General features: G+C 66.4%; 15 protein-coding genes and 3 pseudogenes. 13 read left to right on the top strand and 5 right to left on the bottom strand.

Annotated elements, in window-relative coordinates; genetic code table 11:
- Positions 1 to 149, bottom strand: a pseudogene (locus tag NC7_RS30495) (TetR/AcrR family transcriptional regulator); the annotation flags it as partial.
- Between the two features lie 156 nt (positions 150 to 305).
- Between NC7_RS30495 and NC7_RS30490 the strand changes: the two are divergent.
- From NC7_RS30490 to NC7_RS30120, 3 genes and pseudogenes are all read left to right on the top strand, one after another.
- Positions 306 to 509, top strand: a pseudogene (locus tag NC7_RS30490) (SDR family NAD(P)-dependent oxidoreductase); the annotation flags it as partial.
- A gap of 118 nt (positions 510 to 627) precedes the next feature.
- Complete coding sequence (locus tag NC7_RS30125) at positions 628 to 846, top strand: Rossmann-fold NAD(P)-binding domain-containing protein (protein ID WP_236573311.1); 219 nt, start codon at positions 628 to 630, stop codon at positions 844 to 846.
- 99 nt (positions 847 to 945) lie between these two features.
- Positions 946 to 1,245 (top strand): SDR family NAD(P)-dependent oxidoreductase, encoded by a 300-nt coding sequence (locus tag NC7_RS30120; RefSeq protein WP_236573312.1) that lies wholly within the window; start codon positions 946 to 948, stop codon positions 1,243 to 1,245.
- Between the two features lie 90 nt (positions 1,246 to 1,335).
- Here the strand turns inward: NC7_RS30120 and NC7_RS10570 are convergent, their stop codons facing one another.
- Positions 1,336 to 1,974, bottom strand: a complete 639-nt coding sequence (locus NC7_RS10570) for a hypothetical protein (protein WP_159372854.1) — start codon at positions 1,972 to 1,974, stop codon at positions 1,336 to 1,338.
- A gap of 152 nt (positions 1,975 to 2,126) precedes the next feature.
- Between NC7_RS10570 and NC7_RS29035 the strand changes: the two genes are divergently transcribed.
- The 3 genes from NC7_RS29035 to NC7_RS10560 all read left to right on the top strand — a co-directional run bounded on the left by NC7_RS29035 (position 2,127) and on the right by NC7_RS10560 (position 5,168).
- The gene (locus tag NC7_RS29035) at positions 2,127 to 2,498 is read left to right on the top strand and encodes a hypothetical protein (RefSeq protein ID WP_157101931.1); all 372 of its coding nucleotides are present in this window, start codon (positions 2,127 to 2,129) and stop codon (positions 2,496 to 2,498) included.
- 427 nt (positions 2,499 to 2,925) lie between these two features.
- A complete protein-coding gene (locus NC7_RS29815) occupies positions 2,926 to 3,582 on the top strand; it encodes a hypothetical protein (protein ID WP_201449862.1) in 657 nt (218 codons plus the stop codon).
- A gap of 275 nt (positions 3,583 to 3,857) precedes the next feature.
- The gene (locus tag NC7_RS10560) at positions 3,858 to 5,168 is read left to right on the top strand and encodes an FAD-binding oxidoreductase (RefSeq protein ID WP_067981412.1); all 1,311 of its coding nucleotides are present in this window, start codon (positions 3,858 to 3,860) and stop codon (positions 5,166 to 5,168) included.
- Between the two features lie 64 nt (positions 5,169 to 5,232).
- Here the strand turns inward: NC7_RS10560 and NC7_RS10555 are convergent, their stop codons facing one another.
- Positions 5,233 to 5,643, bottom strand: coding sequence for a DUF4265 domain-containing protein (locus tag NC7_RS10555; RefSeq protein ID WP_067981411.1), 411 nt, complete (start codon positions 5,641 to 5,643; stop codon positions 5,233 to 5,235).
- Positions 5,644 to 5,801: 158 nt separating this feature from the next.
- Here NC7_RS10555 and NC7_RS10550 point away from each other — a divergent pair, with 158 nt between their 5' ends.
- The 5 genes and pseudogenes from NC7_RS10550 to dmpG all read left to right on the top strand — a co-directional run bounded on the left by NC7_RS10550 (position 5,802) and on the right by dmpG (position 11,228).
- A complete protein-coding gene (locus tag NC7_RS10550) occupies positions 5,802 to 6,830 on the top strand; it encodes a ferredoxin--NADP reductase (protein ID WP_067981410.1) in 1,029 nt (342 codons plus the stop codon).
- A 15-nt stretch (positions 6,831 to 6,845) separates the two neighbouring features.
- Positions 6,846 to 8,254, top strand: a pseudogene (locus NC7_RS10545) (MDR family MFS transporter).
- 127 nt (positions 8,255 to 8,381) lie between these two features.
- Positions 8,382 to 9,167 (top strand): 2-keto-4-pentenoate hydratase, encoded by a 786-nt coding sequence (locus NC7_RS10540; RefSeq protein WP_067981409.1) that lies wholly within the window; start codon positions 8,382 to 8,384, stop codon positions 9,165 to 9,167.
- Positions 9,168 to 9,252: 85 nt separating this feature from the next.
- On the top strand, positions 9,253 to 10,161 hold the full coding sequence (locus NC7_RS10535) for an acetaldehyde dehydrogenase (acetylating) (protein ID WP_067981408.1): 909 nt from the start codon (positions 9,253 to 9,255) through the stop codon (positions 10,159 to 10,161).
- A gap of 38 nt (positions 10,162 to 10,199) precedes the next feature.
- Positions 10,200 to 11,228 (top strand): 4-hydroxy-2-oxovalerate aldolase, encoded by a 1,029-nt coding sequence (dmpG, locus tag NC7_RS10530; protein WP_067981407.1) that lies wholly within the window; start codon positions 10,200 to 10,202, stop codon positions 11,226 to 11,228.
- Positions 11,229 to 11,286: 58 nt separating this feature from the next.
- Here the strand turns inward: dmpG and NC7_RS10525 are convergent, their stop codons facing one another.
- Together NC7_RS10525 and NC7_RS10520 are read right to left on the bottom strand one after the other, a co-directional pair.
- On the bottom strand, positions 11,287 to 12,048 hold the full coding sequence (locus NC7_RS10525; RefSeq protein WP_067981406.1) for an SDR family oxidoreductase: 762 nt from the start codon (positions 12,046 to 12,048) through the stop codon (positions 11,287 to 11,289).
- Between the two features lie 120 nt (positions 12,049 to 12,168).
- Positions 12,169 to 13,146 carry an NAD(P)-dependent alcohol dehydrogenase gene (locus NC7_RS10520; protein ID WP_067981405.1) on the bottom strand — a complete coding sequence of 326 codons (978 nt, stop codon included), beginning with the start codon at positions 13,144 to 13,146 and terminating at the stop codon, positions 12,169 to 12,171.
- A 123-nt stretch (positions 13,147 to 13,269) separates the two neighbouring features.
- On the opposite strand from NC7_RS10520, the gene NC7_RS10515 reads away from it, so the two are divergent.
- Positions 13,270 to 13,629, top strand: a complete 360-nt coding sequence (locus tag NC7_RS10515) for a winged helix-turn-helix transcriptional regulator (RefSeq protein ID WP_067981404.1) — start codon at positions 13,270 to 13,272, stop codon at positions 13,627 to 13,629.
- A 75-nt stretch (positions 13,630 to 13,704) separates the two neighbouring features.
- Positions 13,705 to 13,968 (top strand): helix-turn-helix domain-containing protein, encoded by a 264-nt coding sequence (locus tag NC7_RS10510; RefSeq protein WP_067981403.1) that lies wholly within the window; start codon positions 13,705 to 13,707, stop codon positions 13,966 to 13,968.
- Positions 13,969 to 14,025: the final 57 nt, after the last annotated feature.

Raw genomic sequence — 14,025 nt, 5'->3', positions numbered from 1 at the left:
AGCACCAAGGCCAGGATGTGTGTGGCCGGCGGCGCCGTGGTCACCGTCCCGCGTCGCTGCGCCTGTTCGATCGCCTCGACCTTCGCGCGCATCGACTCGGCCACCGAGGCACGCTGGGCGAACTCGCCACGTAGCAGGTGATACCACATCAGGAACCGCATCACCTCGGGGTCGCCGGGCCAGCATCGTAGAGCTGCGCCGCGTACTCCGGCAGCCGGTCGGCGTCGAACGGCACCGTCGCCACGGTCGTGTCCACGACAACGAGCCCACCGCGTCCCACAGCCGCCAATGAACGTTCATTCAACATGGAAGGCGTGACCCGCATGACGCACTGGACTCCAGCGGACGTCCCTGACCAGACCGGCCGCACCGCCCTGCTCACCGGCGCCAACAGCGGAATCGGATGGGAGACTGCTCGTGCACTGGCCGCGCGCGGCGCACGGGTGATCCTGGCCAAACGCGATCAGATCAAGCTCGACGAAACGGTCGAGGCCGTACGCGCCGCCGGGCCTCGGGCCGAGGCCACCACTCTGGTCTTGGATCTGTCCGATCTCACCTCGTGCGCCGAGCGGCCAGCGGATCGCGGCGACCGAAACCGTCGACTTGTTGTTCAACAACGCCGGGGTGATGAATCTGCCCACCCGCCTGACCACGCGCGACGGGTTCGAGATGACGGTAGGCACAAATCATCTCGGCCACTTCGCCTTCGACGCCCTGATCTGGCCCGCTGTCCGCCGCTCGCCCGCCGCTCGTGTCCTCACCGTCAGCGTGATCGCCGCACGCTGGCCCCTCGGCAAGCTCGACGACCTGATGAGCGACAACAACTACAGCGGGATGGCCGCGTAGGCGAAGTCCAAGCGCGCCAACAGCGTCTACACCCTCGAACTCGCGCGCCGCACCGCCCACACACCGATCGAAGCCGTCGTCGTCCACCCCGGCTCGGCGATGACCAGCCTCCAACGACACGGCGCAGGAGCGCTGACGCGCCTTCTCACCCCACTGGCGGCCCGCGTGCTGATGGGTTCGCCCGACGGCGCCGCATGGCCCTCCCTCTACGCCGCAACCAGCCCCGACATCACCAGCGGCGAATTCATCGGCCCCGCCGGACGCGACCAGACCTCCGGCACTCCGAGACCCGCGAAACTCCCGAAAGGCGCCGCCGACAGCGAACCGGGCGTGCGGTTGTGGGCCGACAGCGAACGACTCACCGGAGTACCCTTCCAACCCTGGAACGCATTCGACTAGCGAAGCGGCACCCCGTGCGACATCAGACAGCGGTGCCGGATGACAACTAGCCGATGAGGAACCCACGAGACACCAGCAGAAGTAGCTTCGTCACAGTTCGGACCAAGCGACCCCGGACCATGGTGGGGTGTGCCCGGCTGTCAGGTGGAGGTGGAAGTCGGGGCCGTCGTGTGTCCGATCCTCTTCGGGATCGGTGAGTTGGCTGACGGTGCAGATGTAGTCGCCGTTGGGGAGTGCGATACCGGACCCGTAAATGTCCTTGTCGTCATCCACGGCCGAGTCCGCGTATTGGGCAGCCATGGTGACCGTCTCCAGGTTGACGACGATCAGCTCACCACCTGTCACGGTGATGGGGCCGGTGATCTGCCTGATGACCGGCAGGCGCGGATCCACCGGGGAATCCAAAAGGTCGATCCGCCACCGCTCCTCACCACCGGTTCCCCACAGCAGCATCGTCCGCTGCCGTATCTCGGCTTCGAAGCGCCCGAACAGCATCTCCAAGGTCCAGTCTTCGCCCACGAACGACGTGTACGCGTGGGGGTCGACAAGGCCGAGGAAGCCCGAATCATCGGTCATCTCAGCGATCCGATGCTGAAGCTGTGCCATGCGGTAGTCCTCCCCGGATTGATCACCGAACCCTACCGTCACGATGTTCGGTCGAAACACCGAACCCGCTCCACACGACGTATGCGCAAGAGCCCGAGCTGCTCCCCAAAGATGCTCCGGCACAGGGACACTGACAACCGCAAATGCTGAGCGCCACATCCGAGGCCTTCGATTCGCAGTCGACTCCTACGCTCGTGGCGCCTACCGCACGTCCGGGCGACACCTGCAGTGCCGCGAGGTGTGCCGCCCACCGGTTTCCTGGCAGCATCTGCGTGATGAGCAAGCGCAGCAGCCGGGTCCGCCGCGGGCGATCGTCTCGCAGGCCGTCGGGGATCTTCGCCGCAGACGTGCACGTATTTCGATTCTACCCGGACGGGACAGTTCTCGATGTGCTGATAAAATCAGTACCCACCTCGGCGGATGCCGCCGTGATCGAGACATGGCTTCGCAAGGAATCCGTGGTCGCCGGGGTACATCTCACGCACTACACGCTCACCACGGACAATTGCCTAACCTTTACCTCGACCAGCCATTTCCGCAACTGCATAGTCGAAGTGGACGGAGTCTGGAGTGCCAAGCGCATGACACTGAATCTGCGTGAGGGTGGGAGGCTTCGACGCGCAGTTCGGTTCGAGAAGATCGGATGACATACCCGGTGCGAGCTGTGGGAGCCCGTTGTCAGAGCCATTTGGCAATATCGCGGCTATGACCAGCACCCCGACCACTCCGCCGCGGCCGTTCGACGTCACGACCGTCTTCCCTCAACTGACTCCGCTGGCACGCACGGCAACCCGGTTGCACCCGCGTCCCGGATCGCCGTCACCGCAGGACAGTTCCATCGGCGGACCGCTGCTCTGGCCCGCCAGCGAGCCGTGGCCGCACTGCGACGAACCGCATGTAGTGGACGGAATGAACCCGGCCCTGTCCCCAGCGGAGGTGAGGTTGGAACGTCGGATCCGTGCCGCCTCGCGCGGTAGGACCCTGACCCCACAGGAACGAGAGACCCTCGAGCGAATCCGCCCTGCGCGAGATCCGCTCAGGCTGGCGACCGTCCAATATGAGGGTGCCATACCGATGCTGCCGGTCGCACAGCTGTACGCCCGCGACGTGCCCGATCTACGCACACCTGAAGGCGCAGACCTGCTCCAGGTCCTGTGGTGCCCCTTCGACCACCCGATCATGCCCAAGACGGTGCTGTTCTGGCGGTCGGCCGCCACCGTCACCGACATCCTCGCCACGCCTCCCGAACCACCCGCGACGCAGTTCGACAACTACCTGCCCGAGCCGTGCCTGCTCAACCCGGAGCAGGTCACCGAATATCCCGACCACATGGAACTGAGCAAGGAACTCCGGGATCAGATCGGAAACTGGAGGGTGTGGCAGGCAGCCGACACGGGTGTGGACAGCGCCTACGCGGCGTGCCCACAGGACTTCTACGACAATGAGCTGGCTGGCGCACCAGGTTGGAAAGTCGGAGGCTGGCCTCGCTGGGGCGCCACCGACCCCCACCCACGGCTCTGCCCAACCTGCGACAGCGACATGGATGCCCTCCTGACCATCGCCACGTTCGAGGCCAGCGGCAACAGTAGCTGGTTCCCACGCGAGGAACCGGTGCGTGAGCCACTCGTCGGTTTCAACCATACTGCGGTCCAAATCGGCAGCGGCTACGACCAGCAGCTCTATGTGTGCCCGACTGCGCCGGAACACGCCCACACCGAGCTGCTGCACTAGCCAGCCACGCGGGGCGACGGTAGCAGCGGGGGAACGACTTGGACTGGGGACGTGCCCGACTTTCGAACATGCGGTAGTCGGCAATCCGTGGCAAAGGGTCGCAAGGGTTGCTCACGTTGATCGCCTCGAAGTGAGGAAGGCCATGCCCTTGTCCAGAACAGCAAGCTGAAATCCACGCATGACGTCCGGTTTCAACTGTGTGTCACAGTTTCCTGCCCCGCATCGTCAACCAGGAACAACCTGAGATCACAGCAACAGCAAGTGAGGACAGAGCGATGGGTATCGAGGAATTGCGGAGCACGGTTCGTGGACGTGTGCTGCTGCCCGGCGACGCCGGATTCGACCACGCCGGACAACCGTGGAATTTGGCGGTGGCGCAGCCGGTTTCGGCAGTTGTCGTGGTGGCAGACGCCCAGGACGCCGCCGACGTGGTGAAATTCGCGCGGAGCGCGGGCAGACAGGTGGTCACGCAGACAACCGGTCACGGCGCGACCGGTGGAATCGAGGACGCGATCCTCCTCCGCACCGGCGCCCTGGACCGTCTCGAGATCGACGCGGAGCACCGGACAGCGCGGGTCGGTACCGGCGTGCAATGGGGTGTCGTCCAAGCCGCCGCGGCTGCGCACGGCTTGACCGGGCTAGCCGGTAGCAATCCCGTCGTCGGCGTCACCGGCTACACCCTCGGTGGCGGATTCGGTTGGTTCGCACGCAAGTACGGCTGGGCCGCCGACGCGGTGCGTGCCTTCGAGATCGTCGATGCCGACGGCCGATGCGCTCGGATCACCGCCGATTCCGACCCGGATCTGTTCTGGGCACTGCGCGGCGGCGGCGGCGATTTCGCGATCGTCACCGAGATCGAGTTCGACCTGTTCCCACTGCCGCGCCTTTATGGCGGCCGCGTCCTGTGGTCCGCCGACCGCACCCGCGAAGTGTTCGATCTCTTCACCGAATTCACCACGAACGCGCCGCGAGAGTTGTCGGTCTGGTTGCAGCGCTATCAGATCCCCGGAACCGCACCGACTGTCGCCCTCGACTTCGCCTACCTCGGCGAGCCGGACGAAGGTCGGGCACTGACCGCCCGGCTCGACAGCATCGGGGGAATTCTCACCGACACGCGAGGCGAATTGACCCCGGCGCAGATCGGCCGGATCACCGCCGAACCGACCGACCCGAGCCCCTCGCTGTCGCGCGGCGAACTGCTCACCGACCTAGACGACGCGGTCGTCAAAACCCTCGTCGAGGCCCCCGTCGCGCCACTGCTCAACATCCAGATCCGTGGTCTCGGCGGTGCCCTCGCCGAAACCCGCCCAGGCGGTGGCGCCCGTGGGCCCGTCACCGAGCCGTACGCCCTCTACATGCTCGGCCTCGGCCTCCCCCACCTGCTCGATGACATCCAGACCATGTTCACCCATACCCTCGACGCCCTCGGCCCCCACATCACCGGTTCCAAGCCCTACACCTTCCTCGCTCCCGGCGAGGCGGCCTCGGCGGCCTTCGACTCGGAAACCCTTGCGCGCCTACGACAGATCAAAACCGCCCGCGATCCCCACAACACCATCCGAGCCAACTTTCCACTCCACGACTGAACCCCACCTCGGACATGGTCCGGTCGGAGAGCTGGGCGTGGGAGTACTCCGATCGCAGAGATGATCACTCTCGCTCGGTGGCGTTCCACGCTTCGGTGACACACCCTTCCTCCCAGTGCCACCAACCCTGTTCTTCACCATGTTCCAACAGCTTGCGAATCTTCGACAGGTCCGCCTCTGGCGGTAGATCCAACGCCACCATCCGGTAGCGCTCGATCCCTTCACCTGTCGTGCCGAAGCGGTGGAAGGCCTTCAGGACGCTCTCGCGGGCGGCGGACGAGCCACCGTCTTTCAACACGATCAAGCGGATGGTGCAGTTCTGCGAAGGGTGGATCGTCCGACCTGCCCAGAGAACACCGTCATCGTCAGGCGCCACCGCGACGATGTCTCCGCTGGCGATCCCGCGAACGAACCAGGGCGTGTTGTCCACTCGCGCCGTGCCGTCACCGAGGTCCACCGCCCAGAGACTTTCGATGCTGACGGGCGGCCAGTCGGCCTATCCGGCGAACCCCGAAATCTCCCGGTGAGCGGGCCGTCGAGCACGGCCTCCCGACCACCGGGAACTGAGCTCTTCGTGGAGGCGTGGGGCTGGGACGGTCGTGGTGACGTGTTCGCGAGCGTAGGAGGACATCGGTGACGAGGGCTAGTGTCGACGTGCCGGGTGGGACGCGGGTGGTGACGTTGCGGGTCGCGGCGGTGGTCGAGGAGACGGCTGACGCGCGGTCGTTCGTCTTCGAGGTTCCCGACAGTGTCGCGGAGCGGTTCCGCTATCGGCCTGGTCAGTTTCTCACCCTGCGGATACCCGGTGAGCCGCCGGTGGCGCGGTGTTATTCGCTGGCGAGCTCGCCGCTCACGGGGGAACCGCCCAAGGTGACGGTCAAGCGTACCGAGGGTGGGTACGGGTCGAACTGGTTGTGCGACAATGTGTCCGTCGGTGACAGCGTCGATGTGCTGCTGCCTGCGGGAACCTTCACGCCCGCCTCGCTCGACGCGGATCTGCTGCTGTGGGCCGGGGGCAGTGGGATCACGCCGGTGCTGTCGATTCTGGTTTCGGCGCTGGTCGGTGGGCGGGGCGACGTGGAGCTGTTCTACGCCAACCGGGATCGGGAGTCGGTGATCTTCGATCGGGCGCTCACCGAACTCGAGCGACAATACCCGGACCGGCTCACGGTGGCCCACTGGTTGCAGTCCGAACGGGGTCTGCCCGATGCCGGTGCGCTGGCCGATTTCGCCGCGCCGTACGCCGACCACCACTCGTACCTGTGCGGTCCTGCGCCGTTCATGGCGGTCGTGGCCGAGGCACTGGCCGACCGCCCACGGGAGCTGGTGACCACCGAGGTGTTCGTGTCCCTCTCGGGAGACCCTTTCGCCGACGTCGAGGACACCACCGATGCCGCCGACGTGGACGTGGAACTCGACGGCAGCGTGCACGCGCTGCGCTGGCCCCGCGACCGGACGCTCGTCGACGTCATGCTCGCCCGCGGACTCGATGTCCCGTACTCGTGCCGGGAAGGTGAGTGCGGTTCGTGCGCCTGCACGGTGCTCGACGGTGAGGTCGAGATGGGCAGGACCGGCGTGCTGGACCACGACGACATCGCCGCCGGGTACATCCTCGCTTGTCAGGCGCGCCCACGCACCGGCACTGTCCGCATCCGCTTCTGATCCGGGAGGTGGGCTGTGGCCATTGATACCGCTCGGGAATCGGTGGGATTCGGGTCCGAGCGTGGACCGGTGCTCGTGTCGCTGATGCTCGCGACCGGGCTCGTCGCCCTCGACTCGACGATCCTCGCTACGGCGGTGCTCGCCATCACCGACAGCCTCGGCGATTTCGCGCTGTTCCCCTGGTTGTTCTCCAGTTATCTACTCGCCCAGGCCGTCACGGTTCCCGTCTACGGCGCGCTGGCCGATACGTTCGGCCGAAAACCGGTGATGCTGTTCGGGATCGTGGTCTTCGCGCTCGGCTCGCTGCTGTGCGGGCTGGCGAACAGCATGCTCGCGCTGATCGTGTTCCGCGCGGTGCAGGGGCTCGGTGCGGGCGCGATCCAGCCGACGACCATGGTGATCGCGAGCGACCTCTACACCCTGGCCGAACGCGCAACGATCCAGGGCTATCTCGCCGGGGTGTGGGCGGTGGCGTCGGTGACCGGTCCGCTGCTCGGCGGCGTCTTCGCCGACTATCTCGGCTGGCGCTGGATCTTCCTGATCAACCTGCCGCTGGCCGTGCTCGCCGCGTGGATGCTGGTGCGCGGCTTCCACGAAACGGTGCCTCGGCGGCAGTCCCGCATCGACTGTGCGGGGGCGCTCCTGCTCACCGCCGGTGCGAGTGCGCTGGTCCTCGGGCTGCTCGAAGGTGGTCGCGCCTGGGCGTGGGATTCGCCGACGGGAATCGGTGTGTTCACCGGAGCCGCACTGCTGCTGGCTCTCTTCGTCGTGGTCGAAACCCGTGCGGCACACCCGATTCTGCCGTTGTGGATCTTCACCCGACCGGTGGTGCCGGCGAGCACGGTGGCGGCGATGCTCGGTGGTGCGCTGCTGTTCGGGTTCACCACCTATGTGCCGATGTTCAACCAAGGGGTGCTGGGGACGGGCGCGCTGGTTGCCGGGCTCGTCACCGGTGCGCTCACGCTGGGCTGGCCGCTGTCTGCCGCGCAGGCGGGAAAGGTGTACCTGCGCTTCGGTTTCCGGGCTTGTGCGGTGTCGGGAGCTTGTGTCGCGACGATCGGGGCCACCTCGACCTTGCTCATCGATGAGAACTCGGCGCTCTGGCAGGTTGCCGCATCGTGTTTCGTTGTCGGTGCGGGAATGGGGCTGGTCGCCACGCCCACGCTCATCGCGGCACAGACCGGCGCCGCCTGGTCGGAGCGGGGTGTGGTCACCTCGGCCGCGCTGTTCGCCCGTTCGCTCGGGAGTGCTTGGGTGTGGCCGTGTTCGGCGCCATCGTCAACGCTCGGATCGCGGGGTCTCCGGCTCCGGAAAAACTCGTCGGGGCAATGCATCTCGTGTTCCTCGCCATCGCCGTGATGACGGTGGTGATGGTCGTGGCCTGCGCGTTCATGCCTCGCCGGGCCGACACCGCCCAGCTGTGACAGCGGCTTTCCCAGAATTCGGGAAGGTCACCGAATTTCTTTCCGGCCAGCGGGAAGCGGACGGTTCGGCTGGTCTGTTTCCTAGGAGCATGGGGTACATGATCACCACGACAAGGACGGGGACAACATGTTGAGCCCCACGGTGCGCAGCGAGCTTGCCGATGAATTGGCACGCGCCGAACAGGATCGGGTGGCCGTGGCGCCGCTGGTCGACCGGTATCCGGGTATCGATGTGGTCGACGCCTACGAGATCCAGTTGCTCAACATCCAGCGCAGGCTGCGTGACGGCGCCCAGGTCGTCGGGCACAAAGTCGGACTGTCGTCCAAGGCGATGCAGCAGATGATGGGCGTCGACGAACCCGACTACGGACACCTGCTGGCCGAGATGGAAGTCTTCGAAGACATCCCCGTCGACACCGCCCAGTACCTGCTACCCCGCGTGGAAGTCGAGGTCGGATTCGTCCTCGGCAAGGACCTGCCCGGCGAGGACTGCACCGAAGCCGACGTCCTGGCCGCGACCGTCGCCTACGCGCCCGCGATCGAGTTGATCGATTCGCGGATCGAAGACTGGAAGATCGGGTTGGCCGACACCATTTCCGACAACGCGTCCTCGGCCGGTTTCGTCCTCGGCAAGCAGCGGGTGGCTCCGGCCGATATCGACATCAAGGCCATCGATGCGGTCCTCACTCGCAACGATGAGGTCGTCGCCGAAGGCCGCAGCGACGCGGTCCTCGGCGACCCGGTGATCGCGGTGGCCTGGCTGGCACGCAAGGTCGCGACCTTCGGAGTGCGCCTCAAAGCCGGTGACATCGTGCTGCCCGGCTCCTGCACCCGCGCGATCGATGCCCGCCCCGGCGACGACTTCCTCGCCGAATTCACCGGACTCGGTTCTGTCCGACTGCGTTTCACCTAGGCCCGCGCTACCTCTCCGCCGCTGAGTCGACGCGGTAATCCAGTACTTCGCCGGTTCACCGGCCCCAAACCCGAGGAGGCTTACCGTGGCCAACGGAAACGTCACCGCCGCGATCGTCGGATCCGGCAATATCAGCACCGATCTGCTCTACAAACTGTTGCGGTCGGAATCCATCGAACCGCGGTGGATGATCGGGATCGACCCGGCCAGTGAAGGGCTGAAGCGGGCTCGTGGGCTCGGCTTGGAGACCTCGGCAGAGGGCGTCGACTGGCTGCTCGCTCAACCGGAGAAGCCCGATCTCGTCTTCGAAGCGACCTCGGCCTATGTGCATCGTGCCGCCGCACCGCGATACGCCGAATTGGGCATTCGGGCCGTCGATTTGACTCCGGCCGCGGTCGGGCCCGCCGTCGTGCCCCCGGTCAATCTCGCGTCGCTGGTCGATGCGCCGAACGTCAATATGATCACCTGTGGTGGACAGGCGACGATTCCTGTCGTGGCCGCTGTCTCGCGAGTCGTTCCGGTGCCCTACGCCGAAATCGTGGCCTCGGTGTCGTCGGTGTCGGCCGGACCCGGTACCCGCGCCAACATCGACGAATTCACCAAGACCACCAGCCGTGGTGTGGAAACCATCGGCGGTGCCAAGCGCGGCAAGGCGATCATCATCCTCAACCCGGCCGAACCGCCGATGATCATGCGCGACACCATTTTCTGCGCTATCCCCGAGGACGCCGACCGTGCCGCGATCACTGATTCGGTGCATCGGATGGTCGCCGATATCCAGCAGTACGTGCCCGGCTATCGGCTTCTGAACGAACCACAGTTCGACGAACCGTCGGTGGTTTCCGGTGGGCTGGCGAAGGTATCGGTGTTCGTGGAAGTCGAAGGCGCGGGCGATTTCCTGCCGCCGTACGCGGGCAATCTCGACATCATGACCGCCGCCGCCACCAAGGTCGGCGAAGTCATGGCCGATCAGATCCACGCCGCCCGCGTGTGAGCGCGCACCCCTCCGCCCCGACCTCGTCAGGAATTCCCATGCCGTACTCCGCTGATCTCGACATCCGTATCACCGACACCTGCCTGCGCGACGGGTCGCACCACAAACGTCACCAATTCACGACCAGCGAGGTCCGCGCCATCGTCGCCGCACTCGACGGCGCCGGTGTTCCCGTCATCGAAGTCACCCACGGCGACGGACTCGGCGGTTCCTCGTTCAACTACGGATTCTCCAGAACCCCTGAACAGGAACTGGTGCGAATCGCCGCCGACACCGCCGAGCAGGCCGAGATCGCGGTCCTGATGCTGCCCGGCGTGGGAGTCAAAGAAGACATCAAGATCTCCCAGGACAACGGCGCCTCCATCTGCCGCATCGCCACGCACTGCACCGAAGCCGACGTCTCCATCCAGCACTTCGGCTACGCCCGCGACCTCGGTCTGGAGACCGTCGGGTTCCTCATGATGTCGCACACCCAGACCCCCGAGGAGCTGGCGAAACAAGCCCGCATCATGGCCGATGCGGGCTGCCAATGCGTTTACATCGTCGACTCCGCGGGTGCTCTGGTCCTCGACCAGGTCTCCGACCGCGTCGCCGCCCTGGTCGCCGAACTCGGCACCGACGCCCGCGTCGGCTTCCACGGTCACGAAAACCTCGACCTCGCCGTCGCCAACAGCATTTACGCCATTCGCGCGGGCGCCACTCAAATCGACGGCAGCGCACGCCGCTTCGGCGCGGGCGCGGGCAACACCCCCGTCGAAGCCCTCGTCGGGGTCTGCGACAAACTCGGGATCACAACCGGCATCGACTTCTTCGCCATCGCCGACGCCGCCGAAGATGTCGTGAGCCCGGCCATGCCGACCGAATGCCTCCTGGACCGCCAATCCCTCATGATGGGCTATGCGGGCGTCTACTCCAGCTTCCTCAAGCACGCCGAACGCCAAGCCGAACGCTACGGTGTCTCCGCCGCCGAAATGCTCGTCCGCGCGGGCCGACGCAAACTGGTCGGCGGCCAGGAAGATCAACTCATCGACATCGCCCTCGAACTCCGACGCGAAAGCGCCGCGTAGCTCCCGCGCTGGAGTCGACGGCGTCGATAGTTCAGGGGCTGACTTTGCCCGAAGATCGTCACCGCCCGGCTGCGGTCGAGGTGAGATAGTCCGCACCGCCGACGTACACCGTCCGCCCGTCGGCGCCGTCGGACTCGGCCGCGGTCACGATCGCCGCGGCGAAGTCCTCGACCGTCGGCAACGGGCCCGCCGCACGGCGTGACGCGACACTGCTCGCGTCACGCCGTTCCAGCAGCCGGACGATGATCGTGCCGTCGATCATGTCGCCGGACACCACAGTGAAACCAACGCCCCGCGAGCGGAATTCGGGCATCAGCGCGCGCAGGGCGTCCTCACCCGCGCGCTTGCTCCGCGCGATCGGTGTGTAACCCGCAGGAACATCGGACTGCTCGTGGATGAAGTGCGCCTGATGGCTGGTGACGAAGACGATGCGGCCGCCCGACGGCATCAAGGGCAGCATCGCCGTCGCGAGATCCACCTGCGCGTCCCGATTGAGGCGCAGCGCGTAGCCGGGGTCCGCGTCACGCTCGAGACCGCCGGAGGCATTGAGCACCAACACATCCAGCCGACCATGCGTGCGCTGGATATCGGCCGCCATCGCCGCGACATCGTCGGACTTCGACACATCCGCGCCGATCGCCGAGGCGCTCCCACCGGCCGTCACGATCTCGGTGACGACGGTCTCGGCCCGCTTGCGTTTCTCCCGGAAGTTCACGAGCACGTGCGCACCCGTCGCACCGAATTGTCTCGCCGTCTCCGCACCGATCCCGCGCGAAGCCCCGGTCACCAGCACCACTCGCCGCGCCGTCGATTCCACCATCGTGCTCCTCCCGCCCGCATGCTTCTGATTCAGAAGCAACTATCGTGCTTCTGAATCAGAAGCGCAACCGGCGGATGATGCCGACACCCGGTAGAACCTCGCTCCGCCAGGCGATTCGACCTATGCGGCGACGGTGATCACGATCTTCGCCCTGGCATGTTCGGACTCCATGTAGCTGATGGCTGCGGGCGTCTCGGCCAGTGGGTAGGTCCGGTCGATGGCCGGGCGGACGTGGCCCGACTCGATCAGCTCGCGGAGTTCTGTCAGCGACTCGGGACTCTGCTGAGCCAGCGGGCCGAGGATCGACGGTTTCACGAACGGCCGAGCCAGCTGCCCGAACGCGAGCAAGCCGACCGGGCCGAACAAGCTGCCACCGTCGAAGTTGCCGCCGCCGGACAGGACCAGGGTGCCGGTGGGTTCGACCAGGCGTAGGAGTTCGCGCAGACCCCGCGTGCCCGCCAGGTCGAGAACGGTGTCGTAGCGGCCGGTCACCGTCTCGCGGGTGTAGTCGAACACGTGTCCGGCGCCGAGTGACCGCGCCGCCTCGACATTGCGGGTGCTGCACACCGCGGTGACCTCGGCACCCCTCGCCCGGGCGATCTGGACCGCGAACGTGCCGACCCCACCGGAGGCACCGATGATCAATACGCGTTCCCCGGCGTCGACGTGACGCAGACAGGTCAGGGCGGTGTTGGCGGCCAGCGGCACAGCCGCGGCTTCCTCGAAGCTCAGATTCCTCGGCTTCCGGTCGAGGAGAGCGCGCGACACCGCGAGGTACTCCGCGAACGCACCGCTGACCGCCTCCCCGAACACCTCGTCGCCCACCGCCACATCGGTGACCCCGTCGCCCACCGCCTCGACCGTGCCCGCGAAGTCCCCGCCCTGCACCGGATTCGCCGGTCCCTTGCCACGGAACACCGACCGGTCCATCCACCGCGCGATCTTCGGATCGCCCCGCATCACATGCCAATCGCGCGCGTTCACCGACGCCGCACGAACCCGGACCAGCACCTCCCCCGCCCCCGCTTCCGGGCGCCCGACATCGGCCACCGCCAACATCGCCGACGACCCGTAAACCTGCTGCACGATTGCTTTCACCTCGACAACGCTAGGTGTCGCGACCACCCACCCACATCGGGGAATTCCCCGAGGTATTCCGGATTCATGGCCCGTCCGATCGCCCGAATGCTTCTGATACAGAACCAGCTATCGTACTTCTGAATGAGAAGCGCAATCGGCGGTGACGAAACCGCAGAACCCTCCGTGAAGATCGTGGCCGCGATCGACCTGCTCGGGCAGCGGTGGATGCTGCGCGTGATCTGGGAACTCGAACCCGGCCCCCTCGGCTTCCTCGACCTGCGCCGCCGGATGGGCAATTGCTCGTCGAGCATGCTCTCCGACCGCCTCCAGCAACTCCAGTCCGCAGGCCTGACCCGCAAGAACGGACCGCGCGGCGCCTACGAGCTGACCACCGAGGGCGCCCTCCTGGCCGAGTCCCTCCAGCAGGTATGGGACTGGGCCGAACAATGGACGCCCACCGGCGACGGCAATGGCCGGATCCCCTGGCGCCCCACCCGCTAGAACGTGGTCGTAGGATCAGCCCCGTCAGAGGCGGTCAATTGGCAGCTCGGCGAGTGAGCACTTACCATCGGGGCCATGGTCCGTCTTCCGCTCAGTCCCGCCCAGGTCGAAGCCGGGCGCCGACTGGGTCGGCGACTGCGGACAGCTCGGGGCGACCGCGAACTGAACGAGGTGGCACGGCGGGCAGGCATTTCTCCCGAGACCCTGCGCAAGATCGAGTCCGGACGCATGCCATCCCCCGCGTTCGGCACCATCGTCGGCCTCGCCGAAGCACTCACCATCCCGCTCGCCGAACTGGCCGAGGTCTACCGCGCCGAACAGGTCGCCGAATCCGCCTAGGCGTTCCAGTCCGCGCTCGTCGACTGCGAGGCGCCAGAACGCCCGAACCTTCGACCT

The sequence above is a fragment of the Nocardia caishijiensis NBRC 108228 genome, from assembly GCF_001612825.1.
GTDB classification, from domain to species: Bacteria; Actinomycetota; Actinomycetes; order Mycobacteriales; family Mycobacteriaceae; genus Nocardia; species Nocardia caishijiensis.
The sequence above is the reverse complement of the archived record's forward strand: the minus strand, read 5'-3'. Positions and strand labels throughout refer to the sequence as shown.

Excerpts from the sequence above, each read along its gene's own strand:
- NC7_RS30125 (WP_236573311.1), top strand. The coding sequence starts at position 628 with ATGAATCTGCCCACCCGCCTGACCACGCGCGACGGGTTCGAGATGACG.
- NC7_RS30120 (WP_236573312.1), top strand. The coding sequence starts at position 946 with ATGACCAGCCTCCAACGACACGGCGCAGGAGCGCTGACGCGCCTTCTC.
- NC7_RS29035 (WP_157101931.1), top strand. The coding sequence starts at position 2,127 with ATGAGCAAGCGCAGCAGCCGGGTCCGCCGCGGGCGATCGTCTCGCAGG.
- NC7_RS29815 (WP_201449862.1), top strand. The coding sequence starts at position 2,926 with ATGCTGCCGGTCGCACAGCTGTACGCCCGCGACGTGCCCGATCTACGC.
- NC7_RS10560 (WP_067981412.1), top strand. The coding sequence starts at position 3,858 with ATGGGTATCGAGGAATTGCGGAGCACGGTTCGTGGACGTGTGCTGCTG.
- NC7_RS10540 (WP_067981409.1), top strand. The coding sequence starts at position 8,382 with ATGTTGAGCCCCACGGTGCGCAGCGAGCTTGCCGATGAATTGGCACGC.
- dmpG (WP_067981407.1), top strand. The coding sequence starts at position 10,200 with ATGCCGTACTCCGCTGATCTCGACATCCGTATCACCGACACCTGCCTG.
- NC7_RS10525 (WP_067981406.1), bottom strand. The coding sequence starts at position 12,048 with ATGGTGGAATCGACGGCGCGGCGAGTGGTGCTGGTGACCGGGGCTTCG.
- NC7_RS10515 (WP_067981404.1), top strand. The coding sequence starts at position 13,270 with ATGAGAAGCGCAATCGGCGGTGACGAAACCGCAGAACCCTCCGTGAAG.
- NC7_RS10510 (WP_067981403.1), top strand. The coding sequence starts at position 13,705 with ATGGTCCGTCTTCCGCTCAGTCCCGCCCAGGTCGAAGCCGGGCGCCGA.